Source organism: Streptomyces sp. iso_384 (assembly GCF_056172905.1).
In genome coordinates this window covers 7178783-7203804 of sequence record NZ_JBWBTT010000001.1, presented here as the reverse complement: position 1 = coordinate 7203804, position 25022 = coordinate 7178783, and the positions used below count along the sequence as shown (strand labels likewise).

The 25022-nt window shown below is 73.1% G+C and carries 23 protein-coding genes; 8 read left to right on the top strand and 15 right to left on the bottom strand.

What is annotated here, in order from left to right:
- Position 1: 1 nt before the first annotated feature.
- The 4 genes from AC0VY3_RS32350 to AC0VY3_RS32335 form a co-directional block, all read right to left on the bottom strand.
- Positions 2–1123 carry an NADAR family protein gene (locus tag AC0VY3_RS32350; protein ID WP_103509237.1) on the bottom strand — a complete coding sequence of 374 codons (1122 nt, stop codon included), beginning with the start codon at positions 1121–1123 and terminating at the stop codon, positions 2–4.
- A gap of 157 nt (positions 1124–1280) precedes the next feature.
- Positions 1281–2450: an alanine--tRNA ligase-related protein gene (locus AC0VY3_RS32345; protein WP_103509236.1), complete on the bottom strand. Its 1170-nt coding sequence runs from the start codon at positions 2448–2450 to the stop codon at positions 1281–1283.
- A gap of 311 nt (positions 2451–2761) precedes the next feature.
- Positions 2762–3490, bottom strand: coding sequence for a nucleoside/nucleotide kinase family protein (locus AC0VY3_RS32340; RefSeq protein WP_103509235.1), 729 nt, complete (start codon positions 3488–3490; stop codon positions 2762–2764).
- A complete protein-coding gene (locus AC0VY3_RS32335) occupies positions 3477–4085 on the bottom strand; it encodes a helix-turn-helix domain-containing protein (protein WP_181010879.1) in 609 nt (202 codons plus the stop codon). Before AC0VY3_RS32335 ends, AC0VY3_RS32340 begins: the two co-directional genes overlap by 14 nt.
- A 114-nt stretch (positions 4086–4199) precedes the next feature.
- On the opposite strand from AC0VY3_RS32335, the gene AC0VY3_RS32330 reads away from it, so the two are divergent.
- Together AC0VY3_RS32330 and AC0VY3_RS32325 are read left to right on the top strand one after the other, a co-directional pair.
- Positions 4200–4919 carry a class I SAM-dependent methyltransferase gene (locus AC0VY3_RS32330; RefSeq protein ID WP_475551219.1) on the top strand — a complete coding sequence of 240 codons (720 nt, stop codon included), beginning with the start codon at positions 4200–4202 and terminating at the stop codon, positions 4917–4919.
- A 119-nt stretch (positions 4920–5038) separates the two neighbouring features.
- The gene (locus AC0VY3_RS32325) at positions 5039–5626 is read left to right on the top strand and encodes a hypothetical protein (RefSeq protein WP_475551218.1); all 588 of its coding nucleotides are present in this window, start codon (positions 5039–5041) and stop codon (positions 5624–5626) included.
- A 49-nt stretch (positions 5627–5675) separates the two neighbouring features.
- Here the strand turns inward: AC0VY3_RS32325 and AC0VY3_RS32320 are convergent, their stop codons facing one another.
- On the bottom strand, positions 5676–6779 hold the full coding sequence (locus tag AC0VY3_RS32320) for a citrate synthase 2 (RefSeq protein WP_030083225.1): 1104 nt from the start codon (positions 6777–6779) through the stop codon (positions 5676–5678).
- Between the two features lie 262 nt (positions 6780–7041).
- On the opposite strand from AC0VY3_RS32320, the gene pdxH reads away from it, so the two are divergent.
- Positions 7042–7683: a pyridoxamine 5'-phosphate oxidase gene (pdxH, locus tag AC0VY3_RS32315; RefSeq protein ID WP_475551771.1), complete on the top strand. Its 642-nt coding sequence runs from the start codon at positions 7042–7044 to the stop codon at positions 7681–7683.
- A 276-nt stretch (positions 7684–7959) separates the two neighbouring features.
- On the opposite strand, the gene AC0VY3_RS32310 is transcribed toward pdxH, so the two are convergent.
- Complete coding sequence (locus AC0VY3_RS32310; protein ID WP_475551217.1) at positions 7960–9357, bottom strand: phytase; 1398 nt, start codon at positions 9355–9357, stop codon at positions 7960–7962.
- Between the two features lie 316 nt (positions 9358–9673).
- On the opposite strand from AC0VY3_RS32310, the gene AC0VY3_RS32305 reads away from it, so the two are divergent.
- On the top strand, positions 9674–11101 hold the full coding sequence (locus tag AC0VY3_RS32305) for a PAS domain S-box protein (protein ID WP_475551216.1): 1428 nt from the start codon (positions 9674–9676) through the stop codon (positions 11099–11101).
- A 133-nt stretch (positions 11102–11234) separates the two neighbouring features.
- Here AC0VY3_RS32305 and AC0VY3_RS32300 read toward each other — a convergent pair whose 3' ends face one another.
- From AC0VY3_RS32300 to AC0VY3_RS32280, 5 genes are all read right to left on the bottom strand, one after another.
- A complete protein-coding gene (locus AC0VY3_RS32300; RefSeq protein WP_475551215.1) occupies positions 11235–12518 on the bottom strand; it encodes a hypothetical protein in 1284 nt (427 codons plus the stop codon).
- Between the two features lie 150 nt (positions 12519–12668).
- The gene (locus tag AC0VY3_RS32295; RefSeq protein ID WP_475551214.1) at positions 12669–13883 is read right to left on the bottom strand and encodes an ABC transporter permease; all 1215 of its coding nucleotides are present in this window, start codon (positions 13881–13883) and stop codon (positions 12669–12671) included.
- A complete protein-coding gene (locus AC0VY3_RS32290; protein WP_475551213.1) occupies positions 13880–14665 on the bottom strand; it encodes an ABC transporter ATP-binding protein in 786 nt (261 codons plus the stop codon). The genes AC0VY3_RS32295 and AC0VY3_RS32290 overlap by 4 nt, the downstream gene beginning before the upstream one ends.
- Complete coding sequence (locus AC0VY3_RS32285; RefSeq protein WP_475551212.1) at positions 14662–15726, bottom strand: efflux RND transporter periplasmic adaptor subunit; 1065 nt, start codon at positions 15724–15726, stop codon at positions 14662–14664. The genes AC0VY3_RS32290 and AC0VY3_RS32285 overlap by 4 nt, the downstream gene beginning before the upstream one ends.
- Positions 15723–16250 carry a hypothetical protein gene (locus AC0VY3_RS32280; protein WP_242741688.1) on the bottom strand — a complete coding sequence of 176 codons (528 nt, stop codon included), beginning with the start codon at positions 16248–16250 and terminating at the stop codon, positions 15723–15725. The genes AC0VY3_RS32285 and AC0VY3_RS32280 overlap by 4 nt, the downstream gene beginning before the upstream one ends.
- A 128-nt stretch (positions 16251–16378) precedes the next feature.
- Between AC0VY3_RS32280 and AC0VY3_RS32275 the strand changes: the two genes are divergently transcribed.
- Positions 16379–17068: a response regulator transcription factor gene (locus tag AC0VY3_RS32275; RefSeq protein WP_475551211.1), complete on the top strand. Its 690-nt coding sequence runs from the start codon at positions 16379–16381 to the stop codon at positions 17066–17068.
- Entirely contained in the window at positions 17065–18261 is a 1197-nt protein-coding gene (locus tag AC0VY3_RS32270; RefSeq protein ID WP_475551210.1) for a sensor histidine kinase, read from the top strand. Before AC0VY3_RS32275 ends, AC0VY3_RS32270 begins: the two co-directional genes overlap by 4 nt.
- Here the strand turns inward: AC0VY3_RS32270 and AC0VY3_RS32265 are convergent.
- Positions 18249–19004, bottom strand: coding sequence for an SIS domain-containing protein (locus AC0VY3_RS32265; RefSeq protein WP_103507907.1), 756 nt, complete (start codon positions 19002–19004; stop codon positions 18249–18251). The two genes, AC0VY3_RS32270 and AC0VY3_RS32265, sit on opposite strands and share 13 nt — an antisense overlap.
- Positions 19005–19214: 210 nt before the next feature.
- Between AC0VY3_RS32265 and AC0VY3_RS32260 the strand changes: the two genes are divergently transcribed.
- Both AC0VY3_RS32260 and AC0VY3_RS32255 read left to right on the top strand, forming a co-directional pair.
- Positions 19215–19907: an iron-dependent transcriptional repressor DtxR gene (locus AC0VY3_RS32260; RefSeq protein WP_003967172.1), complete on the top strand. Its 693-nt coding sequence runs from the start codon at positions 19215–19217 to the stop codon at positions 19905–19907.
- Between the two features lie 654 nt (positions 19908–20561).
- Positions 20562–21428, top strand: a complete 867-nt coding sequence (locus tag AC0VY3_RS32255; RefSeq protein ID WP_103507906.1) for an alpha/beta fold hydrolase — start codon at positions 20562–20564, stop codon at positions 21426–21428.
- Between the two features lie 243 nt (positions 21429–21671).
- Here AC0VY3_RS32255 and AC0VY3_RS32250 read toward each other — a convergent pair whose 3' ends face one another.
- From AC0VY3_RS32250 to AC0VY3_RS32240, 3 genes are read right to left on the bottom strand one after another with little or no spacing between them, the layout of a single operon-like run.
- The gene (locus tag AC0VY3_RS32250) at positions 21672–23312 is read right to left on the bottom strand and encodes a transporter (protein WP_103507905.1); all 1641 of its coding nucleotides are present in this window, start codon (positions 23310–23312) and stop codon (positions 21672–21674) included.
- On the bottom strand, positions 23309–24148 hold the full coding sequence (locus AC0VY3_RS32245; protein ID WP_103507904.1) for an ABC transporter ATP-binding protein: 840 nt from the start codon (positions 24146–24148) through the stop codon (positions 23309–23311). The genes AC0VY3_RS32250 and AC0VY3_RS32245 overlap by 4 nt, the downstream gene beginning before the upstream one ends.
- Positions 24149–24208: 60 nt before the next feature.
- Positions 24209–24895 (bottom strand): bifunctional DNA primase/polymerase, encoded by a 687-nt coding sequence (locus AC0VY3_RS32240; RefSeq protein WP_103507903.1) that lies wholly within the window; start codon positions 24893–24895, stop codon positions 24209–24211.
- Positions 24896–25022: the final 127 nt, after the last annotated feature.

The window sequence follows — 25022 nt, the reverse complement described above, 5'->3', positions numbered from 1 at the left end:
ATCAGAGGCCGGAGAGCCCGGCTCGCCGCAGATGGAGTTCGGAGCGTACGAGTTCGAGAAGGCGGCCCGTCCAGTTGCGGCCCCGGCCGCCGCTGTCGCCCCAGTAGGCCGAGTCCACGTCTTCGTAGATCAGGGTGGCGTCGTCCGTTGCCAGCAGGATCTCGGCCAGCTCGGGATGCTGGTCGTACTTGGCGCGCAGCAGGCTCGTCATGACGGCGGTGCGGACGTGCGTCCAGTCCTCGCGGCGCGGTGCTCCGGCCGCCAGCTTGCGTGCTGCGGCAGAGGTGTCCGCCGCGGCGACCGCGTCGTGGGTCTCCGGATCGGCGACCGACAGCGCCCAGTAGGCGTGGGCGACAGAGGGGTAGACGATCTCCTTCACGGTGATCGGGGCGGGGTAGTCGTTGCGCAGGCCGAGCTGACCGGGGCGGGCTTCGGGCTCGCGCGGAAAGGAGTGGTGGAGCTGGACCGCCGGGCTCCGGGGAGCTGTCGGTCCGTCCGCGCGGGCCTGCGTGTCCCGTACGGCCATCCAACGGGCCCGGTCCTCGAAGTACGCGAGAGCCCGGTCGTACGAGTCCTGGGTGACCGGCGGGTCGCCCGGCAGGTACGTCGTGCCGCCGGGCCCCGCCACCAGCGTGCGCAGCGGCCAGTCCTTGCTGTCCATGTCCCCCAGGGCGTAACGGCGTTTCGATGACGGGATGGACAGGAAGGCGTCGCGGACCGCTTCTCGGTTCGCCTCCGTCCGGTCGGCGAGGAAGACGTCCAGGGAGGCCAGGCAGCGACCGGTCGAATTGGGGCGATCGTTCAGCCGGTCGATGGTGTCGCGGACCTCGGCGGCGAACAGCTCGGGGGTGAGCCGGCTCCGGGGCTCGCCGAACGTCCAGCGCGCCAGACCATGTGCGGACGCCTCGGCGCCTTCCGGGAACGTGGTGGCCACCCAGCCGGTCCGGAGCTTCTCCTCGAACTCCTCGAAGGTCACCAGACCCCAGCAGTCGATGAGCCCGTCGGCGTAGATGACGAGGTCGGTGAGGAAGTAGGAGCTTCCGTTACGGATGAAGGCATGGCGCCAGGTGCCGGGTATGCGGACGCCGTCCGCTGTGCGCTGGGTGATCCGTCTGCCGGTCATCCGGCCATTGTGCCGCGCCGGTCGCGGGAGGGCGCCGGCGTTTCGGATGCCCTGTGTCCCGTGCTGTCCCGTGCTGTCCCGTGCCCCGCTGGGCATCGCTCCCTGCCCGGCCGTGCGCACGACCGGTGATGACCTGCCCGGCCGTGCGCTTACGCCCTCACTCCTCACGCAGGCCCGTGATCAGCTCGCGGGGCAGGCCGTGCGTGTCGTGGAGGTAGTGGAAGTCCTCCTCGGTCAGCGGGCCCCGGAACCTGGGCCTGGCGAGCACGCTCCGGCCGCGTTCCAGGAGGCGGCCGAACCTCTGCTCCTCGTCGATCAGCGTCCGGCGCACGTCGCTCGGGCGCATGTCCTGCCGGAAGTGGTCCAAGGTGTGCCGGATCAGCTCGTCCGGGAGGTCGCCGATGCCGTGCGAGGGGGCCTCCCCCTGCCGGAGCACGGTGAGTACGCGTCGTAGCAGGCGGCGCAGCACGTAGCCCCGTCCCGTGTTGGCCGGGCGCACGCCGTCGCCCAGCAGCACGACGACCGAGCGCAGGTGGTCGCAGACCAGGCGCAGCGAAGGTTCGTCCAGCGTCCACAGGGCCGGTACGAGGCGGCGCCAGGGGTCGAACACGTCGCACTCGAAGACGGAGGACCTGCCCTGGAGCAGGGAGGCCAGCCGTTCCAGGCCGAGTCCGGTGTCGACGTTGCGCTGGGGCAGCGGTACGAGAGAGCCGTCGTCGAGGCGGCGGTGGGTCATCGTCACGTGGTTCCACACCTCCACCCAGCGGTCGTCACGGGTGGGCGTCGACTGCGGCGGGCCGTCGCCGCTCCACAGGAAGAACTCCGAGTCGGGTCCGCACGGGCCCACCGGCCCGTTGGACCACCAGTTGTCCTCGACGGTGAGTTCCACGGGGACGCCCAGGCGCTGCCACAGCTCGACGGAAGCCGTGTCCGGACCCGTCCGGTCGTCACCGGCGAAGGCGGTGGCGTGCAGCAGGCCGGGATCGATGCCCAGGCCTTCGGTGAGCAGCCCGTACCCCCAGTCGAGGCTGCGCGGGCCCTCGTAATCGCCGAGCGACCAGGTGCCGAGCATCTCGAAGACGGTCAGGTGGGTGGCGTCCCCGACCTCGTCCAGGTCGGTGGTGCGCAGGCAGCGCTGTACGTTGACCAGCCGCTTGCCCAGTGGGTGGGGGCGGCCCTCCAGATACGGGGTGAGCGGGTGCATGCCCGAGGTGGTGAAGAGCACGGAGCCGCCGGGTGGCGGCAGCAGTGTCGAGCCGGTGATCCGGCGGTGGCCGCGCTCTTCGTAGTACTCGACGAACGTGCTGATCAGCTGGTCCGTACGCATGGGAGTGGCTCCTTCGCGTCGCAGCGGGGAGGCACCGGAGAACGGACCCGTTCAGTCACCCGGCCGGGGCCAGAGGCGCCACGGCACTGCCGACGGACCGTTTCCGGTCGCCGGGGGGGGATGAGGAAGGTCAGGCGGCGGCGGCCGGCGAGCTGGTCGCTCGCGCGGTCGCGGTGGTGTTTGTGCCGGTGACGTTCATGTCATCGACGATAGCGCGGTCCCGCCCGACGAAGCACATGAATTCGCCGGCACCGGGGCTCTGGGTCCCGCCGGTCGACGCGCCTGCCCCGCCGAGGGGAGCGGCCACGCGGTCAGCCCGTGATCAGCCTCGGACGCGCGAAGTCCGTGTTGTCCACGACCGCGTCCATCCTCGGCAGCGGGTCCACCTCCGCGAGGTACAGGCGCTCCGCCACCAGGTAGCGGTCGCGGTGGATGGCCTCCGCGTCCGAGCCCGCCCAGTTCTGGTCGCGTTCCGCGCCCCGGCGTACGGAGAGTTCGGCGTCCACGTCCATCCAGATACGGAAGTCCCAGTACGCGTCGATCTCCGGACGGAACGCGAACACGCCGTCCACGATCAGCACCGAGTCCGGGGTGAGCGGGGTCGTGTCGGCCGTGTGGTTCCGCTGGGTCAGCGGGTCGATCGAGCACAGGGCGCAGGATGTCGCCTCCGGGGTGCGGGCCGGGTCCAGCAGGAGGCGCTCGGCCGCATCGTAGTCGTAGGCGTTGCGGTAGTAGCCCTCGCCCGACTCCCGGTCGTACAGGTGGCGGTCCTTCCACGGGTTCTTGAAGTCGTCCAGCGTGGCCCGGAGCACCGGGCGGCCCGACTCCGCCAGGTGCGCGGCGAGTTCGTGGCCGAAGCTCGTCTTCCCCGCCGCCGTGAAGCCGTCGATGCCCACGAGCAGCCGGCCCGGGCCGAGGGCCCGTACGCGCTCCGCGAGCGCTTCGGTCAGGGCGCTGCGCTCGACCGACGCCGGTGCGGGGCAGGGCTGTTGCCAGGTCGAGGGGGAGTGGCGTACGGACGCTGCGTCAGTGGGTCCCATCGGGCGATCCTCGCAAAGGCTCCTGGCGGGCCCGCAGGTGGGCCCGTTCGCCCTGGTGGCCGAAGAGGACCAGGAGTTCTACGGTGCGGTCGTCGTCGGGGCCGAGCCAGTGCGGCACATGCGTGTCGAACTCGGCCGCCTCGCCGGGCTTCAGGACGAGGGTCCGTTCGCCGAGGATCAGCCGGAGCCGCCCGGCCAGGACGTACAGCCACTCGAAGCCCTCGTGTGTGCGCAGGGTCGGCTCGGTGCCCGGGTGCGGCGGGATCAGCAGCTTGTGGGCCTGGACTCCGCCGGGGCGGCTCAGCGGTACGTACGTGAGGCCGTCCCGGGTGACCGGGCGGATGTGGATGCGCGGGTCGCCGGTGCGGGGCGCGCCCACCAGTTCGTCCAGCGGGACCGCGTGGACCTCCGCCAGCGGCAGCAGCAGTTCCAGCGTGGGCTTACGGCTGCCGCCCTCCAGGCGGGACAGAGTGCTCTCGTTGATCCCGGTCCGCTCGGCCAGCTCGGCGAGCGTCATGCCGTGCTTGCGCCGCAGTTCGCGAAGGCGGGGGCCCACCGCGGCCAGTACGTCGTCCCTGCTTCCCGTGTCACCCATGCCTTCAGGTTGCCGAAATGGCATGGGGCCTTGCAAGTGCGGCAGGGTGTGGCGCACCTTCCTGCTGAGCGGGGCGTTCATCCGGAGCGGCCGCCCAAGGGAAAGGCATGGTCGATGAGCAGCGACAGCACCGGAACCAGCACCGGAACCAGCACCGGAACCAGCACCGGAACCAGCGGCGGAACCAGCGGCGCCACCGACTCCGCAGGATTCTGGGAGAGCCGTTACGCCGGCATGGACGCGCAGTGGGGCACCAAGCCCAACGTCGTCCTCGCCGACGTCGTCACCGCCCTGGCCCCCGCGCCGGGCGGTGCCGGCCGGGCGCTGGACCTCGGCTGCGGGCACGGCGGCGACGCGCTCTGGCTCGCCTCGCTCGGCTGGGACGTCACCGCCGTCGACGTCTCGGCGACCGCCCTGGGCCGGGTCGCCGCCGGAGCCGACGCGGCCGGGCTGGCCGACCGGGTCCACCCGAGCCGGCACGATCTGGCCGTGTCCTTCCCCGACGGGGTCTTCGACCTGGTGGCCGCCAGCTACTTCCACACCCCTGTGGAGATCCCCCGCGAGCAGGTGCTCCGGCGGGCGGCCCGGGCCGTCGCCCCGGGCGGCCTCCTGGTGCTGGTCGAGCATGCCTCGCTCGCTCCCTGGTCCTGGCGGGACGGCCACGAGAACGTAACGTTCCCCGCCCCCGACGACGTACTCGCCTCCCTGCGCCTCGGCGACGGCTGGCGGACCGAGCGCTGCCACGCGCCCCGGCGGACCGCCACCGGGCCCGGTGGCGAGAGGGCCACCGTGACCGACAACGTCATCGCCGTCCGTCGGGGCGAGCCCGCCTGAACTGTCAGTGGCGGGTGGCAGAGTGGGGGCCGGTGGAGTCGGAGAGCCGAACCGGGTGGATCCGGACGGGCCGGAGAGACCGGACGGGCCGGAAGGACCGGTGAGTTGGAGGGGGAGCTGTGGGGGATTACTTCCAGACCGTCGTCGATCGTGATGTCACCGAGGCGGATGCCGGCCCGCTGGCCGCGCGCGTCGTCGCCTGGCTCGCGGCCGAGGGTGTCATCGGGCCCGACCGCACCGAGCCCGCGCTCGGCAGCGGCCCCGGATATCCGCCGGGACCGCGTATCCGGGAGGTCGTCGACAGCAGCGGCTGGGGTGAGCCCTGGCAGGGCGGGGTGCTCGACGTGGTCGTCACCCGCACCGTTTTCGACGCCGGGCAGTGGGCCGACCCGTCCTCGGCCCAATGTCCGTGCTGCGAGCGGGACATCGAGTTCAAGGACAAGGTCTGGCAGGACATACCCGGTGCCTGGGGCCCCTTCTCCGAGGCGATCGCCGACTGGGAGGAGGGCGGCGGGGCCCTCGTGCGGTGCGCGCACTGCGACGCGTCCTCCCCGCTCGTCGACTGGACCGGAATGGAGCACTGCTTCGCCTTCGGCGGCCTCGGCTTCACCTTCTGGGGGTGGCCCGACCTCACCCCGGCCTTCCTCGCGGAGTTCGGCCGCCGGCTGGACGGTCACCGCACGGTCCTCGTGAGCGGGAAGATCTGAGCCGGGGCGGCCCAGGCTGCCCCGGCCCGCCCCGTGGGCCCGACCCGGCTCAGCCCGCGACGATGTCCTCGTACCCGCTGATCTCGCGCGGGTCCCGGGTCCCCGGGCCGATGTAGGTCGCCGACGGGCGCACCAGGCGGCCCGTGCGCTTCTGCTCCAGGATGTGCGCCGACCAGCCCGCCGTGCGGGCGCACGTGAACATCGACGTGAACATGTGCGCCGGGACCTCCGCGAAGTCGAGCACGATCGCCGCCCAGAACTCCACGTTCGTCGCCAGGACGCGGTCCGGACGCCGGGCGTGCAGCTCCTCCAGCGCGGCCTTCTCCAGCGCCTCCGCCACCTCGAAGCGTGGCGCGGCCAGCTCGCGGGCCGTGCGGCGCAGGACGCGGGCGCGCGGGTCCTCGGCGCGGTAGACACGGTGGCCGAAGCCCATCAGGCGCTCGCCCCGGTCCAGGGCCTGCTTCACGTACGCGGTCGCGTCGCCCGTGCGCTCGATCTCCTCGATCATGCCGAGGACCCGGGACGGGGCGCCGCCGTGCAGCGGGCCCGACATCGCGCCCACCGCGCCGGACAGGGCCGCCGCGACGTCCGCGCCGGTCGAGGCGATGACCCGGGCGGTGAACGTGGAGGCGTTCATGCCGTGCTCGGCCGCCGACGTCCAGTAGGCGTCGACCGCCTTCACATGCTTCGGGTCCGGCTCGCCGCGCCAGCGGATCATGAACCGTTCCACCACCGACTGCGCCTTGTCGATCTCGCTCTGCGGCACCATCGGCCGTCCCTGGCCGCGTGCCGACTGCGCGACGTACGACAGCGCCATCACGGCCGCCCGCGCCAGGTCGTCGCGGGCGGTCGCCTCGTCGATGTCCAGCAGCGGCTTCAGACCCCAGACGGGCGCGAGCATCGCCAGCGCCGACTGCACGTCGACCCGGATGTCACCGGAGTGCACGGGGATCGGGAACGGCTCGGCGGGCGGCAGACCGGGATCGAACGCCCCGTCCACCAGCAGGCCCCACACGTTCCCGAACGAGACATGGCCGACGAGATCCTCGATGTCGACCCCTCGGTAACGGAGCGAACCGCCTTCCTTGTCCGGTTCGGCGATCTCCGTTTCGAACGCGACGACTCCCTCAAGACCGGGTACGAAGTCGGACATCAGGCGGCTCCCTCAGTTCGGCGGGCGGATGGGCGACAGTCCCTACGGCCCCAGGGCTCCCACGAGGCCTGCCCCAAGATATTGGCGGGTTCCCACGGAGCGGGGAAGCGTGACATCCGGCACAGGACTCCATTTCGGCGGTGCGTGGTTACGGGCCCTCCCCGCCGGGCACACTCCGCCGCTGCGGCAGGATGGGTGCGTGCCCACACCAGAAGGTTCTTCGGGACCCTTCCCCGACGATTCCACCACCGATCCGGCGGCCATGCGCGAGCAGTACCGCTCGGAGGACTTCACCGAGCGTGACCTCAGCCCCGACCCGATGGACCAGTTCGCCCGCTGGTTCCGGCAGGTCGCCGTCGGCGGGGTGCTGCACGAGCCCAACGCCATGGTCGTCTCCACCGCCACCCCGGACGGCCGCCCGTCCTCGCGCACCGTGCTGCTCAAGCAGTACGACGACCGGGGTTTCGTCTTCTTCACCAACTACGACTCCCGCAAGGGCCGCGAGCTGGCCGCGAACGGTCACGTCTCGCTGCTCTTCCCCTGGCACCCGATGGCCCGCCAGGTCATCGTCACCGGCACCGCCTCCCGTACCTCCCGCGAGGAGACCGTGGCCTACTTCCGCACCCGCCCGCACGGCTCCCAGCTCGGCGCGTGGGCCAGCGCCCAGTCCAGCGTCGTCGGCTCCCGCGAGGAGCTCGTCACGCGGTACGAGGAGCTGGCCGCGCGCTATCCGGAGGGCGAGAAGGTGCCGGCCCCGCCGCACTGGGGCGGCTTCCGGGTGGTGCCCGAGACGATCGAGTTCTGGCAGGGGCACGCGAACCGGCTGCACGACCGGCTGCGGTACGTCAGGGAGGGCGACGGGGCGTCCGGCGGCCCGTGGCGGGTGGAGCGGCTCTGCCCGTAGGCGGCCGGCGCCTGCCCCGACAACGCAGAAACCCGCAGGCTCTGGTTCCTCCGTGCACAGAGGAGCCGGCCGGACTTACCGGCGAGCCTGCGGGTCGGTGACTGCTTGGGATTGGCCGGCGTCCGGCCATGCACTGCAAAGAGCGCGACGACGGGCGTCAGCCCGCAGTCACCTCACGAGTCCGAGAAGAAATCACTTCCGGAACACCTCCTTTCTTCGCTGCCCACAGCCTAGGAGCCGTCCGGTTCGCGGTTCAAGCTATTTGTTCGGCACGCGTTATTCGGCGTGCGTTCCCGTACGCGCCAGGCCCAGCGCGCCCCGGACCTTCCGCAGGTCCACGAACTTGAAGCCGGTGGCCTCCCGGCCCTCCTGCGCCGGGGTGGCGTCGCCGTCCTGGACGACGAGCAGGCCGCCCGGGTACCGGCTGCCGAGCGGTTCGTTCAGGACCGCCGCGCCGTCGCAGGCCTCCGACCCGTCCAGCGTCGCCGAGGCGGCGGTCACCCGGAAGCCGCCCGCGTGCCCGGGAAGGGTCCGGTTCTCGCGGCCGGCCCGGAGGGCGTACGCGGCGAAGGTGTCGTCGCCCTGGCTGGAGGCCAGGAGATAGCGGTCTCCGTTCCGCTCGGGGAGCAGGGTGAGGCCCTCCACGTCGGCCGAGATACGGGTGCCGCCGAAGCCCGGGTCCCTTCCGGGGGCGCACTCCTCGCTCTTCTCGTCGTACGTCCCCGGCACCCCGTACTCACGGACCTTGTCGACCAGCACCGGCTTGCCCCGCAGGTCGGCGGGCAGCCGCCAGATGCCCACGTCCTCCTGGCCGGCGTAGAGCGTGCCGTCGGCCGGGTCGACCACCATCCCCTCGACCTGCGGCAGCTCGCCCGGCTCGCCGCATGGCGTCCAGGCCGTGCCGTCGGGCAGCCGGAAGGAGGAGGGCAGGTCGAGGCTGCGGACCTTGCGGTACGTGACCGTGCCGGACCGGGTCGGCAGCAGCTCCAGCAGTGCGATCGACGTCCGGTTGCGGCGGCTGGCCAGCGCGTACGAACGTCCGCTGCGGCGGTCCGTCCAGGTGGCCAGACCGTACGCCGTCGCCTGCTCGTTGACCTCGTCCTGGCCGGACGAGAACACCCGGGGCGCGGCCGGGTCGGTGACGTCGGTCAGCGGACCACCCGGGCGGGACGGGTCGATGCGGTGGATGCGCAGCCGGTCGTGGCCCCGGTCGCTGGTGACGGCCAGATCCGCCGTACGGTCCTTCCCCCGGCCCGCGTCCGGGCCCGTGTTCCGGTCCGGGGCCAGTCGCAGGCCGTGCACCAGGTCGACGTTGTTGAAGCGGCCCGGCGCGTCGTCCGGGCCGGGTGCGGCGGGTGCGGGCAGCGACTGTACGAGCCGGGCGTCCAGGCCGTAGACCCGCAGCCCGCCCTCCTTGGCGGTGGCGATCACCAGGCTGCGGCCCGGGTCGGCGGGGTTGCGCCAGATCGCGGGGTCGTCCGCGTTGGCGTTACCGCCCTCCTCGTCGTCGTACAGCGTGGCGGTCTCGGCGCGCGGGGTGACGGCGGGGAGCGGGCGGAGGGCGTCCTGCCGGGCGGCGGTGGGCGCGGGGGCCGCGGCGGTGAGCGTCGCGAGCGCGGCGCAGACGGCCACGGTGGTCGCGGCCGCCGGACGTGCGGTGCGGAAGGGCGTCACGGAGGGCTCCTGGAGGTCGGGGGCGAGGCCGGGGCGGACGAGGGCGACCCAAGGCTGGGCGCGCCCGGTGGACTCCGTGTGACGGCGTCGCCACGCACCGCCGTGCCGCCGGTGAACTCCCCGCACCGGACCGCTCGATGGCCGCTCATGAGGCGTTCGCGACTGGCGCGAAACCATCGGGAGGCCGGTGGCGGGAGAAATGATTTCCGTGAAGTTGATGTGTGCTGGGTCACGTTCGAGTTCAATGGTCTGACGTGCAGCAATACACGCGGCGACGCGTGGGAAAACGGCCGACACGTTCTGCGGGGGGTGCGGAGTGGGTGCTTCCAGGAGCAGCGGGACCACCGACGAGCTCGGTCCGGACGAGGATTCCGGCGGCGGGCCGCCGGGATGCTCCACGGACCCCGGGGACTCGGCCGGTGAGGGCGGGATCCCCGGGGCGCCCGACGGGTCCGAGCTGCTCGCGGCGTTGCTCGACGGCATGGACGCCGCGCTCTGCGCGTTCGACGCGGCCGGCACGGTCACCCACTGGAACCGCGAGGCCGAACGCATCCTCGGCTGGTCGGCGCAGGAGGCCGTGGGCCGGGCCGGCTTCGCGGGCTGGGCGGTGCGCCGGGCCGACGCGGACGAGGTGCGGGCACGGCTGATGTCGGCCATGGACGCGCCGGGGCGGCAGGTGCACGAGTTCGCGCTGCTCCGCAAGGACGGCGGCCGGGTGCTGGTGCGGACCCAGTCCGCCGGGGTGCGCGGCGTGGACGGGAAACCGGCCGGGGTCTACTGCGCGTTCAGCGAGGTGCACGCCCAGATCGACCTGGAGCGGGCCATCGCGCTGAGCGAGGCGCTGCTGGAGGACGCGTCCTGGGGCGTGGTCCTCGTCGACGTCGACCTGCGCCCCACGGTCGTCAACGCGTACGCCTCCCGTGCGCTCGGCGGAGGCCGCACCAGGCTGCTCGGCCGCCCGCTCGGCGAGCTGGTCGTCCAGGGGGTCGAGGAGCTGGAGGCGGCCCTGCACCATGTGCTCGCCGAAGGCGCGCCGAGCGCCCCGGCCGAGCTGTGGGTGACGCTGCGGACGGCGGAGGGCGAGCGCCGCCGGTGCTGGCGCAGCGGATTCCTGAGGCTGGCCTCGCCGTTGACGGAGGAGCCGGTTCCGCTCGGGGTGGGGTGGCTGTTCCGGGACGTCACCGCCGCCAAGCTCGCGGAACAGGAGGCCGACCGCCTGCGGTTCCGGGCGAGCCAGCTGCACCGGGCCGCCCGTGCGGCCTCCGAGTGCGAGGACCCGATGGAGGCGGCGACCTCCCTGCTCGACTTCGCGCTCGCCGGTTTCGCCGACCACGTCCTGGTCGATCTGGTGGCGGGCGAGCGCCTGGTGCGTACGGCCGCCACGCCGTTCGACGCGCCCGGCCCGTGTCTGCCGGTCGCGGGAGGCTCCATCCCGGCCCGGTACGGCCCCGGCCACCCGGCCCTCCAGTCGGTCGAGCGCACCGGGACCGTCCGTACGAGCGCCGCCGCCGGTGAGGCCGCTGCGGCGACCTGGGCCACCGAACGCCGCTGGCCCAGCGACGCGGCGCACGCGCTCTGCGCGGTGCTCCGGAGCCGGGGCCGGACGCTGGGCGTGCTGACGTTCCTCCGCGCGGCGAACCGGGCCGCCTTCGAACGCCCGGACACGGCGTACGCGGAGACGGTCGCGGCCCGGGTCGCGGGGGCGGTCGACCTGGCGCAGGTGACCCGGGCGGCGGGCAGCTAGGACCTGTCCGGCAATTCGGTCTGCCGTCTGCCGTCTGCCGCGCGACGCCCGGTCCCGGGCCGGTACCGGCGGCCGGCGCGGCGCCGGGATGTCCGGGCTGCCAGGTACGCCGGCTGCCGGGCCCGGCGGCGTCTCACCGGCGCCGTCGGCGGCTGCCCGTCAGCCCGGCCCCGTCCGGGGTCCGGGCCGACGCACGGCCCTCCTCGTGGTCCGTGTCCTCGACGGCCTCCGTCAGCGCCGCGTAGTACGCCGCCGGGCGGGACTCGAAGTCCGTCCAGGTGGCCAGTTCGTCCGCGCCGGCGTCCGGGCCGCGCAGCAGGTCGACCGAGGCCTGGGCGAAGCGCTCCGCCAGGCCCTCCCGTTCGGCCTCGGCCAGTACGAGGCGCAGCTTGGTCAGGGCCGCCAGGATGTTGTCGCGCTCGTACGGTCCCGCCCGCAGCGTCTCCCGTACCCCGGCCGCCGGTTCGGCGGTGATCAGCAGCGGCTCCAGCCGGGCGGCCAGTTCCCCGCCCACGCGTCCGGCCTCCCGCGCGTCCGGGCCGGCGTCCACCAGGACCCGCAGGGCGGCGAGCAGCGCGGTGGTGCGCGGTTCGGGGCCGCTTGCGTCGAACCGTACGGTCACCTCCCGGCCCACCGTGTCGGCCGTCCGCCGGGCCGCGTCCATCGTCTGTTCGGCCATGTTCCTTTCCATGCCCAGGAACTGAGCGAGGGTCCACGTCCCGGCGTCGAGTACGTCCCGTACCGTACGGACGCCGCCCTCCTCCAGCTCCTTGGCCCGCAGCCGCTTCTCGGCCAGGCCCCGCATCCGGCTCACCGGAATCCGGCCCAGCTCGCCGTCCACCAGCTCCTGGTGCAGCGGCTCCCAGGCCGTCCGCACCGCCGCCAGGGCCCGGCGGTGGTCCCGCGCCGCCGCGTCGGCGGCCTCCTTGAGCCTCGTGGCCCGGCGGAGCACCCCGGGCCGCACCCCGCGCATCCGGCGCAGCGAGCGGACATTGCCGCCGACGAGGCCGATGATCGTCAGGATCAGCCCGGCCGCGACGAACGCGTCGGAGCGCTCGATCTGCTCGTCGCGGGTCTTGCCTCCCTCGTCCAGGGAGTACAGCTCGCCCTTGTCCGGTCCTTCCGCGATCACCCACCCGCTCTCCCAGCCGAAGCCGGTGGCCGGGTCGTACTCCGGCGCCTTGAGGGACGAGCTGCGGCGGGCGTCGCAGTGGTACGGACCCTCCCGCTCGTCGTCGAACGCGAAGGGGTTCGCGTAGGCGACCGTGCACGTGCCGTCGGGCTTCTCCTCCAGCACGGTCAGATCGACCTGCTCCAACTCCGGGAAGTCCGGCGCGGTCACGTACAGGAGCGCCGACCAGGTGATCAGGGCCAGTCCCAAGGCCAGCACCCACCGGAACACGGGTATATGTCTCACCCGGCCACCCCCGCTCTCCTCATTACGGGCGTGGCACCCCTGCGCCCCCCTGCTCAGCCTGCGCTGCGCGAGGGCGGAAGGGCAAGGGCAGGAGCAGGCAGCGGCCCGCGCCGCTGCCTGCCTGTTTCCGGCAACCCGCCGGAGCCCTCCTCACGCCGCGTGCAGTGCCAGGGTCGGGGAGAGCCGGGACGCCCGGACCGCCGGGTAGAGGCCCGCCACCGTGCCGATGACCAGCGTCGCGCCGAAGCCGCCGCCGACCGCCCACAGCGGGACCACCCAGGGCAGTCCGCCGGAGTGCGCGTACACCCCCGTCGCCGCCGCGCCCAGCGCCACGCCCGCCAGGCCGCCCAGGCCCGACAGCATCAGCGACTCCGTGACGAACTGGATGCGGATCTGGCCCCTCGTCGCGCCCAGCGAGCGGCGCAGGCCGATCTCGTACCGCCGCTCCAGGACCGAGATGATCATGGTGTTGGCCACCCCGACCCCGCCGACCAGCAGGGCGATGCCGCCCAGGCCCAGCAGCAGGCTGCTGAACGCCCCCTCGGTCGCCGCCTTCGCGCGGAGCGCCGACGACGGGTCGGTGACCTTCACGTTCTGCGGGTTCTGCGGGTCGACCGTCGCGGCCATCACCTTGCGGACGTCCGGCACCGCCGCGTCCGTGGAGCGTTCGTACACCGACGTCGGGTGGCCGTCGAAGCCCAGCAGGCGCTTCGCGCCCTCCCAGCCGACCAGCGCGGAACGCTCGATCTCCGGGGCGAGCGGCAGCGGGTCCAGGATGCCGGTGACCGTGAAGTAGCGGTCGCCCAGCCATACCTGCTGTCCCGGCTCCGTGATGCCCAGGCGCTCCGCCGAGACATGGCCGAGGACCACGGAGGGGTAGCGGCCGGTCGCCGCGTTCAGCCAGCTGCCGCTGCCGACCTCGCCGCGCAGGACCCGGAGCAGGCCGGCCGTCGTCGCCTTGACCGAGATCCCGCCCGTGTCGCCCTCGTCGACCTTGTCGGTGCGGCGCGCGGTCGCGTTCAGATCGGCCGTCGCGCCGACGTCCTGGACGCCCTTGATCCGGCCCACCATCCCGACCGATTCCTCGGGCAGCTTCACCTCCTCCCCGGCGAACATCGACTCGCCGGGCGAGGCGACGAGCAGGTTGGTGCCCAACTTGTCCAGTTCGCGGAGAAGTTGGGCCTGGCTGGAGGCGGAGATGCCGACCACCGAGATCATCGTCGCGATGCCGATGGCGATGCCCAGGGCGGAGAGCACCACCCGCATCGGCCGGCTGCGCAGACCGGACGAGCCGACGTGCGCCACGTCCCGGGGGCTCAGCCGGGCCGCCTTCAGCCTGCCCCGGCCACGGCCCGTGCGGGTCACCGGCCCGCTCCCGTCGTCGCCGTCCCGTGGGTCACGTCCGCGACCACCAGGCCGTCCCGGATCCGCACCTCGCGCGGCAACTCCCGCGCGATCTCCGTGTCGTGCGTGATCACCGCGATCGTGGCCCCCTCCTGGTTCAGGTCCCGCAGCAGCTCCATCACCGCTTCGCCCGACGCCGAGTCGAGCGCCCCGGTCGGTTCGTCGGCCAGCAGCAGCGCGGGCTCGCCGACCACCGCCCGGGCGATGGCGACCCGCTGCTTCTGGCCGCCGGACAGCTGGTGCGGCTTGTGGTCGAGGCGGTCCGCCAGGCCGACCCGGTCCAGGGCCTCGGCCGCCCTGCGACGGCGCACCGAGCGGGAGAGGCCGGAGTAGAGCAGGCCCTCCGCCACGTTGTCGCGGGCGCTGACGCCCGGCACCAGGTGGAAAGCCTGGAAGACGAAGCCCACATGCTGGGCCCGCAGCGCGGAGAGCCTGCGGTCGGAGAGCGCCGCCACGTCGTGGCCCGCGATGTGCACGGAGCCGGCGGTGGGGCGGTCCAGGGTGCCGATGATGTGCAGCAGCGTGGACTTGCCGGAGCCGGACGGGCCCACGATGCCGAGGAGTTCGCCCTCCTCGACGGTGAGGTCCACCCCGCGCAGCGCGGCGACCGGGCCCGGGTACTCCTTGGTGACGCCGGAGAGGGCGACGACCGTACGGGCTCCGGGGGCGACGGCCGTACCAGGGCCGGCGCCCGCGTGCGCACCGTGATCCTGACCCGTCTCCGTACCCTCGTGACCGGTCATATCTTCGGCACCCCCACCTTCGTGCCCTCGCGCAGACCGCCGCCGGACACCTCGACCCGGCCCTCCGCGAACATGCCGAGCTCGACCTTCACCTCGCGGACCGTGCCGCCCCGGACGACCTGGAGGCCGAAGCCGCCGCCGGGCAGGGCGAGCAGCGCGTTCACCGGCACGGTCAGGACGTCCTTACGGGTCTCGCCCGTCAGGTTCACCGTGACCGGAGACTGGTCGAAGCCGTCGACCTCGTCCGGATCGTCGAAGGACACGGTCAGCGTGACCTTGGGGCTGTCGTCCTGCGGGTCGTCGCCCGGCTTCGCGGTCCGGCCGACCGAGGAGACCTTCCCCGGCGCGGTCGTGCCGTCCGGCAGTTCCACGGTGACCTTCGTGCCCGCCTTCGCCAACTGACTTTCGGCCACGTCCAGCTGGAACGTCACGATGCGTTCGGAACCGGTCGTCTCCAGGACCGGGGCGCCGGGCTGGGCCTGTTCGCCCACGCCCGCCCCGATGCTCTTGATCCGGACCTTCCCCGGCGCGAACGTGATGTCCGCCGGACCGACCTTCCCGGTCTGCTTCGCGCCGTGGGACTTCTGCCAGCGCTTGACGGCCGCCGCCGTCAGCTCGGTGTACTCGTCGTCCGGGGTGAAGCCCGTGTAGCCCAGCTCCGCGAGATTGCGCTCCAGCTGTTCCACGTCCCGGCCCTCGTCGCCCGCCTTCAGCGTCCGGTACATCGGCCCGGAGCCGTACATCAGGCGCACCGGCAGGCCGTCGATCTCGTACAGCCGATCGTCCCGCTCCACGGTCGAGCCGGTGCGCGGTGTCCAGGTCATGGTGCCCGCCGCGCCCGCGTTGACCTTGCGCTCCTTGTCGTAGCCGAGCGTCCCGTCGGCCTGGGCGCTGTCGCGCAGGTCCCCGCGTTCGACCGGGGCGGTGGCCGGGGGCAGGCCGGTGTTCTTCGCCCCGCCGGTCTCCTCGCCGGACCCGATCCGGGTGAGGGCGAGGGAACCGGCCGTCGCGGCGAGCACCGCCACCACGACCGCCACCGACACGGCCCGTCCGCGCTTCATCGGCCGACGCTTTCGCACGCCTTGTTGGCCTTCTCGAACTTCTTCATGTCCTTCTGCTCCAGCGCGGGCGCCGCCTGCATCGCCCCGCCGTCGAACTTCGGGTCGGGCATGTCGAAACCGTTCTTGCGCATGCACCGGGCGAAGGCGACCATCTTGTCCTTCTCCGCCTGCGTCAGCTCCTTGGGCCCGCCGCCGACCGCCTTGTCCTCGCAGGCCTTGAACGCCTTCTCCATCTCCTTCTTGCTCAGGGAGCCGCCGTCGATGGTGATGCCGACACCGTCCTGGCCCGGCTTCGGCTCGGGGATGTCCAGGCCCTGGTCACGGAGGCACTTGCGGTGCTCCAGCGCCTGGTCCTCCTTCGTCTTCCTGCCGTCGGAGGCCGATCCGCCGTCCTTCGTACCGCCGCCGTCGCCGCCCGAGCAGGCGGTGGCCGTCAGGGCGAGGGCGGCGGCCAGCGCACAGGCCGCCGCGAGCGAGCGGCCGCGTGAGCGCGCGGCGGTCCGGCGGGAAAGGGTCTGGTTCATGGGGGCTCCTCGTCGCTTGCCGACAGGTCCGTACAGGGACGGCCCGAGCGTGCGCGAGGACGCGGTTTCGTTTCTCTCAGCCCGGATGCTTACACCGGCGAAACATCGCTTTCGGGTACACAGGGCCCATGCGCGTGCTGGTGGTGGAGGACGAGGAATTCCTGGCGGAGATGATCGCCGAGGGGCTGCGCCGTGACGCCGTCGCCGTGGACATCGCCCCCGACGGGCGGGCGGCGCTGGAGAAGCTGCGGTTCGGCGCGTACGACGTGATGATCCTCGACCGCGACCTGCCGGGGCTGCACGGCGACGAGGTGTGCCGCCGGGTCGTCGCCCTGCGGCTGCTCACCCGGATCCTGATGCTCACCGCCGCCGGGACCGTACGGGACCGGGTGGCCGGTCTCGGGCTCGGCGCCGACGACTACCTGACCAAGCCGTTCGCGTACGACGAACTCCTCGCCCGGGTCCTCGCGCTCGGCCGCCGCGCCCGCCCCGCCCTCCCGCCCGTCCTGGAACGGGCCGGGCTGCGGCTCGACACCGCCCGCCGCCAGGTCTGCCGCGACGGCCGCTTCCTCTCCCTCTCCCGCAAGGAGTTCGCCGTGCTGGAAACCCTGCTGCGGGCCGAAGGCGCGGTCGTCAGCGGCGACGACCTGATCGAGGAGGTGTGGGAGGAGGACACCAGCTACCGCACCAACGCGGTCCGCGTCACCCTCTCCAAGCTCCGCGCCAAACTCGGCGCGCCCCCGGTCATCGAGACCGTCCCGGGGGCCGGCTACCGCATCGGGGACGCCCCCGGGGCCGGCACGGAGGACGCCCGGTGAACAGTGAGCGCACCCGTCTCGCCGCGCTGTACGGCGGACTGCTGGTCATGGCCGGCGTCCTGCTCCTGGCCATCGTCTATCTGCTGGTCAGCGAGGGCGTGTACGCCGGTATCGTCACCGCCGTCGCCCCGGCCGTCCCCGCCTCCCGGCCGGCCGGAGCCACCGCCGCCGGCCCCGCGCTGCCGTCCTCGGACTGGGCGCGGACCGCGGTGCTCGAACCCGGCCAGATCGCGGTCGCGCAGAAGGTCGGCACCGCCGCCGGGGACGCCGCGCTCAACCAGCTCCTGACCGTCTCCGGGGTCTCCCTCGCCGTCTACTCCGCGCTCTCCGTCGCGCTCGCCTGGTGGATGGCGGGCCGGGTGCTGCGGCCGGTCGGCGTCATCACCGCCCGCGCCCGCCGGCTCTCCGGCTCCAACCTGCACGAACGGATCGCGCTGAAGGCCCCGCCCGGCGAACTGAAGGAGCTGGCCGACACCTTCGACGGGATGCTCGACCGGATCCAGCAGCTGGTCGCCGCCCGGCAGCGGTTCGCCGCCAACGCCGCCCATGAGCTGCGCACCCCGCTCGCCGTGCAGCGGGCCGCCGCCGAGATCGGGCTCGCCGACGACCCGCCGCCGGAGAAGGTCGCCTGGATCCGGGACAAGCTCATCGACACCGCCGCCGGCAGCGAGCGGCTCATCGAGGGGCTGCTGCTCCTCGCGGTCTCCGACGAGGGGCTGCGGCGGCGGGAGCGGGTCGCGCTGGACGAGACCACCGCCACGGTCACCGAGGCGCTGGCCGCCGAGGCGAAGGAGCGGGACATCACCGTGGAGGTGACGGCCCGGCCGGTGACGGTCGAGGGCGACGCGGTCCTGCTCGACCACCTCGTGCACAACCTGGTCGCCAACGCGCTGCGCCACAACCATCCCGGCGGGACCGTACGGGTCCGGGTCGGGCCGGAGGGGCTGGAGGTCGCCAACACCGGGCCGGTGGTGGACCCGGCGACCGTGCCGCTGCTGTTCGAACCGTTCCGGCGGGCCCGGGCCCGCCGTCACGCGCCCGGCGAGGGCGCGGGCCTCGGGCTCTCCATCGTGGCGTCGGTGGCGCGGGCGCACGGCGGCGACGCCGGGGCGAGCGCCAACCCGGGCGGCGGGCTGACGGCCCGGGTCGTCCTGCCGACGCGTGTCCCGCAGGCCGCGGCTCAGTGCCGGTAGAAGATCCGGTCCCGGTACTCCGTCATGACCCGGCCGTTCCACTCGTGGCCGCCGTCCACGTTCCCCGAGCGCAGCATCGGCGGCTCGATGCCCCGGGCCACCAGCTGCTCCACGGCGGCCGCCAGCATCGCCTGCATGATCGCGCTGGTCACCACGGTGGAGGCGGGGGCGAAGGGGGCCTCGACGCCGGGTGCCGTCAGCTCCGCGTCACCGATCGCGATCTTGCTGTCCAGGACGATGTCGCAGTGGTCCCGCAGGAAGCCGCCCGAGGCGTGCCGGGAGCGGGTGTTCTCCGCGTACGCGACCGAGGTGAGGCCGATGACCTTCAGCCCGAGGGCCCGGGCGTTCTGAGCCATCTCGACCGGCAGGGCGTTGCGCCCGGACAGCGAGACGATCACCAGCAGGTCCCCGGCGGTGGCGGGGCTGGAGTCCAGGACGGCCGAGGCGAGCCCGTCCACCCGCTCCAGCGCTGAGCCGAGCGTCGCGGGCATGACGTCCACGCCGACCGCGCCGGGCACGGTGAGCAGGTTCATCAGCGCCAGGCCGCCCGCACGGTAGACGACGTCCTGGGCGGCCAGCGAGGAGTGGCCGGCGCCGAAGGCGAAGAGCCGGCCGCCCGACTCGACGGTGTCCGCGATCGCCGCGCCGGCGGCGGCGATGCTGCCCGCCTCCTCGTCCCGCACCCGCGTCAGCAGGCCGATCGCCGCGTCGAGGAACTGGCCGGCCAGCTTGCTGTCGCTCATCGGGAAGGGCCCTTTCGGCGGGGTGGGAATGGCTGTGCCGCCGATCACGTTGCGGTCTGGACCAGTGGCCTGTCAATAGCGCCCTGCGACCCTGTCCGTACGCACTTCCACCGGTCTTCCACCGGGGCGGCACGGTTGTCGGTGCTATGCGTCAGAATTGGTACAGGGCCATCGCACGACGTTTTCTAGTCACAGCATCGAGGGGCACGTATGTCCGGACTGATCGACACCACGGAGATGTATCTCCGCACCATCCTCGAACTGGAAGAGGAAGGCGTGGTCCCCATGCGCGCCCGGATCGCCGAACGGCTGGACCAGAGCGGTCCGACCGTCAGCCAGACGGTGGCCCGCATGGAGCGCGACGGACTGGTCCAGGTCGCGGGGGACCGCCATCTGGAGCTGACCGAGGAGGGCCGCCGCCTCGCCACCCGCGTCATGCGCAAGCACCGGCTCGCCGAGTGTCTGCTCGTGGATGTGATCGGCCTGGAGTGGGAGCAGGTCCACGCCGAGGCCTGTCGCTGGGAGCACGTGATGAGCGAGGCGGTGGAGCGGCGGGTGCTGGAGCTGCTGCGCCACCCGACGGAGTCGCCGTACGGGAATCCCATCCCGGGCCTGGAGGAGCTGGGCGAGAAGGCCGAGGCCGACCCGTTCCTGGACGCCTCCATGGTGAGCCTGGCCGACCTGGATCCTGGCGCCGAGGGCAAGACCGTGGTGGTCCGGCGGATCGGGGAGCCGATCCAGACCGACGCGCAGCTGATGTACACGCTGCGCAGGGCCGGGGTGCAGCCCGGGTCCGTGGTCAGCGTGACCGAGTCGCCCGGCGGAGTGCTGGTCGGCTCCAGCGGGGAGGCGGCGGAGCTGGACTCCGAGGTCGCCTCGCACGTCTTCGTCGCCAAGCGCTGAGCCGGCGGCCGCCCGGTTCCGGGACGTTCGTCGTCCGGCGCCGGTGCGGCGCCCGGCCGGGAGCCGGTCACGGCGACCCCACCGTGAGCGCGCTTTCCGGTTTCCGTCCGGAATGGCAGCGGCCGGACGCGTCACATGCCAGGCTGAGGCCAGGCAGCGGACCTGAGGGTGTCGGCCGGCCACGGCCGGCACGGTCGGGGAGGGAGCAGGGAGTGCGCCCGTCGTACCACCACGCGCACCGCACGGTGCTCGTCGCGCTTCGGGAGGGGCCGGTCCCGGCCGGTGCGGGGCGGTTCGCGCTGCCGCCTGCCATCGTTGTCGAGGCCGCCGGAGAAGGTCCGGCCCCGATCCGCCGGGCGCCCGTCGAAGGCCGTGGCCGAACAGCGGGCGGCCCCGGCGTCCGAAGGCGCCGGGGCCGTTCCTCCCCTGTGCTGACCCGGAGCCCCGAGCTCTCAAGGTCAGTTCCCGCGGGCCCCTGTCCCCGAGCGGCCCGCCTCCCGCTGAAGATCTCCCCAGGCCGGTCGGCATCAATCCTTGACGGGTGTCACTCGAACGTGGGGTCTTGGGCGGTGGAACCCCGTTTTCGAATAAGAGTTCGATAGCCTGGCGGGGCGACCACACGGTGATCTAGGAGCAGAAGGGGGTGCCAGGACTATGGTGCGGCGCATCGATGTGACCGGAACCGACGGCGTACGCCTCGCGGCATGGGAGTTCGCCGACCCGCCCAAGGGGCGCGCGGAAGCGGACGGCGCTCCCGGGGTCTTACTGCTGCACGGGCTGATGGGCCGGGCCTCGCACTGGGCCCCGACCGCCCGCTGGCTCGCCGAACGGCACCGCGCGGTCGGCCTCGACCAACGGGGCCACGGCCGCAGCGACAAGCCCGCCGACGGCCCGTACACCCGCGACGCCTACGTCTCCGACGCCGAGGCCGCGATCGAACAGCTCGGGCTCGGCCCCGTCACCGTCGTCGGCCACGCCATGGGAGCGCTCACCGGCTGGCAGCTCGCCGCCAAGCGCCCCGACCTGGTCCGCGCCGTCGTCATCTGCGACATGCGGGCCTCCGCCCTCGGGGCCGCCTCCCAGCGCGAGTGGGGCGACTGGTTCGACTCCTGGCCGCTGCCCTTCGCCACCCTCGCCGACGTGCGGAAGTGGTTCGGCGAGGACGACCCCTGGGTGGAGCGGCCGAACCCCTCGCGCGGCGAGTTCTACGCCGAGGTGATGGCCGAGAGCGAGGACGGCTGGCGCCCGGTCTTCTCCCGCCGCCAGATGCTCCGCTCCCGCGCCACCTGGGTCTTCGACGCCCACTGGGAGGAGCTGGCCCAGGTCCGGTGCCCCGCGCTGGTGCTGCGCGGCCTCGACGGGGAGCTGGGCCGGGCCGAGGCCCAGGAGATGGTCCGCGTCCTGCCGCGCGGCCAGTACGCGGAAGTGGCGGACGCGGGCCACCTCGTCCACTACGACCAGCCCGAGGGCTGGCGGGCAGCGGTCGAACCCTTCCTGGAACAGCTGAGGGCTGTCCCGTAACCCCTGGCGGGCGTGCGACGACAGCTACGGCGCCTCGCCGCGTTGTCGGAACGCCCGAATACATCCAGTATGCGGACGTCCTTCCGCCTTGCGATGCACCGCATCTGACGCCGCGCGCTGATCCACCAGGGATTACGGGACAGCCCTCAGCCGAGGACAACCGCGACGACCGCGAACCCGTCTCGTCGTAGGGCCCGTCGTCGAACCGGCCCTCGGCACTCGCCCCGGCCCGAGGGCGGCGGCTCAGCCCTTGCTGACCGCCGCCAGGATCTCCGGCAGCCGAGCCGCCGTGCGCGGCGCGGCGACCTTCAGCCCCGCCCACCCGATGAGCGCCCCGTAGGCCAGCCCGCCCGGCACCATGAACCACAGCGCGTCATGGTGGTCCGAGAGGTGCATCCAGACCGTCGCCGCGATCACCGGCGACGCCAGCAGCGCGGCGGCCAGCATGCCGCCGAGGATCGAGATCCAGGCCAGACCGCCCTGCCCCGGCACCACGTTCTTGAACGCGCCCTCCTGCGGAATCGAGTACGGGAACAGCGCCGAGGCCACCGCACCCGTCGCCACCATCGAACTCAGCAGCGCGAACGACAGGCCCAGCGCGCCCGGCAGCGACCGCCAGTCGCCGATCATCGCCGCCGTCACCACACACACGACCAGCGTGAACGGCAGGGTGAGCAGCAGCAGGACCAGCGCCCGCGCCCGCAGTTCGACATACGCGTCCCGCGGCGAGGAGATCGTCAGCGCCACCATCCAGAAGGCCGAGGTGTCCTGGCCGAACTGGTTGTACATCTGCATGCCGAGCATTCCGGCGGCGAAGCACGCGAAGTAGACCGAGCCGGTGCCCTGGACGGCGTTGAGCAGCGGCACGATCGCCCCGACCGCCAGCGCCGTCACCCAGGCCGCCTTGGTCTTCGGGTCCCGTGCCACGTACCGCAGACTGCGCTGCATCACCGTCGCCGTGCGGCCCTCCGGCAGCAGCCCCGACAGAACGCCCCGGCCGGACGTCTTCTCGCGGCTCGGCTCCGCCGCCGCCAGCGTCGAACCGTCCGGCGCGGTCATCAGCTTCACCAGGCTCCGCTGCCACATCCACATCAGAGCCACCAGGGCGGCGACCGTGATCAGGAGCTGGGCGACGGCGACCCCGTACGCACCGTCCGACGCCGCGTCCACCGACGCCACCGCCGAAGCCCCGGGCAGCCAGCGCACCACGTCCGCCGCCGGGTCCAGCGTGGAGAGCCCGCCGGCCTGGCCGAGCCGCTGCGCGCCGAAGTTGACGAACTGGATGCCCACCGCGATCACCAGCCCGCTGAGCACCGCGAGGTCACGGCCCTTGCGGGAGTTCAGCAGCCGTACGTTGGCCGTGGCCACCGCCCGCGACAGCGCCACGCACAGCAGCATCGTCAGCGGGACCGCGAGCACCGCGAACACCGCACCCGCCGCCCCGTGCGCCAGCGCCAGGACCGAGCCGATCACCAGACACAGGGTGAACAGCGGGCCGATGCCGACCAGCGAGGACACCAGCAGCGCCCGGACCAGCGGCTCGGGCCGCAGCGGCAGCATCACCAGCCGGGTCGGGTCGAGCGTGTCGTCACCGCTCGGGAAGAACAGCGGCAGCACCGCCCAGCCGAGCGCCACCACACCCGTGAGCAGCACCACGACCGTGCCCGCGTGCTCGTTGCCGCGCAGCAGCACCAGACCGAGCACCTGGCCGGCGGCGAGCAGCAGGCTGACGACGAGCGAGGCGATGAACGCCGCCTTGCGCCCGGAGGACTGCCGCAGTCCGTTGCGCAGCAGCGTCAGCTTGAGCCGTACGAAGACCGGGGTCAGGCCCGTCGTCGGCGCGGCCGGGGCGGCCGCGGTGACCGGGGCGTCCAGCACGCTCATCGGGCACCGCCCAGCCAGTCGAGGGAGTCGCCGTTGTCCCGGCCACCCGCGCCGACCAGTTCGAGGAAGGCGCTCTGGAGCGAGGGGGCGTCGCCGCGCACCTCGGCCAGCGTGCCCTGCGCCTTGATCCGGCCCGCCGCCATCACCGCGACCCAGTCGCACAGCGACTCGACCAGCTCCATCACATGGCTGGAGAAGACCACGGTCGCCCCGGACCGGGTGTAGCGCTCCAGCACACCGCGGATCGTCTGCGCCGAGACCGGGTCGACGCCCTCGAACGGCTCGTCCAGGAACAGCACTTCGGGGTTGTGGAGCAGCGCGGCCGCGAGCCCGATCTTCTTCCGCATCCCGGTCGAGTAGTCCACGACCAGCTTGTGCTGCGCACCCGCGAGATCCAGCACGTCCAGCAGCTGGGTGGCCCGCTTGTCCACCTCGTCGCCGGGCAGTCCGCGCAACCGGCCGTTGTAAGCGAGCAGTTCACGCCCCGAGAGCCGCTCGAAGAGCCGCAGCCCCTCCGGCAGCACCCCGATCCGGGACTTCACCTCGACCGGGTCCGTCCACACGTCGTGGCCCGCGACCTCGATCCTGCCCAGGTCGGGCCGCAGCAGACCGGTGACCATCGAGAGCGTCGTCGTCTTGCCCGCCCCGTTGGGCCCCACCAGGCCGATGAACTTGCCCGCGGGCAGCTCCAGATCGATCCCCGCGACGGCGACCTGTTCCCCGAACCGCTTCCACAGCCCCTGCACCCGGACGGCGGGCCGCACCTCGTGCGCCCCGCCGGCCGCCGCGTCCGTCGCCGTGTCTGTCTTCGTACGTGCATCTGCCTGGTCCGGCATGGCACAGCCTTTCGATATCCCCACGTGGTGGGGACCACCCTACGAAAGGCTGTCCGGTCCCTACGAAACGCGGGCGCGGGCGTCGGCCGCCTCACGGGCGCAGGCGTACGCCAGCGGGCTGATCAGCTCGTCCACATCGGGCAGCCAGCGGTTGGCGTGGGTGGGCCTGCGGGCCCACTGCACGGCCCCCCGGGCGCCGAACCGGGTGGGCGGGGCGGCGATGTAGTGGCCCTCGCCCCGGCCCGTCAGGTCGATCGCCTCGGCGTTCCAGCCGAGCGTGCGCACCAGCTCGGCGGCCTTGGCGGCGGCCCCCGGCAGCACGAAGAACAGCATCCGGCGGTCCGGTGTGCGGGTGACCGGACCCAGGGTCAGGTCCATCCGCTCCATCCGGGCCAGCGCCAGGAAGCCCGCGGACTCCGGCACCTCCAGCGCGTCGAAGGCCCGACCGGTCGGCAGCAGCACCGAGGCGCCGGGCCGCCGGGTCCACATGCGCCGGGCAGCGGCCCCGCTGCCGGTCGCCTGACCCGCCCAGTCCGGCCGGTCCGCATGGGCCCCGGGCAGAGCGCAGCCGGCGTCGCCGCACGAGCACCGCTCCCCGCCGCCCACCGCCTCCAGCCAGGTGCCGGGGAACACGTCCCAGTGACGCTCTTCCGCATACCGCACCGCGGCGTCGAGCAGCGGCTCGCTCCGCTGCTGAGGGACCTGTGCGGCTTCCGTGACTCCGATGGGCTCTTCCACGTCCAGCACAACTCCCGCCGTCACCAGGGGTTACGGCCTCCCCTGAACGGGGGCCCGGCGCATCGATCCTGCACGCGGGGCGCATCGGTGCATGGGCGGGGGCGCGCGTGCGGCGTCGCACCGAAGGACGGGTAAC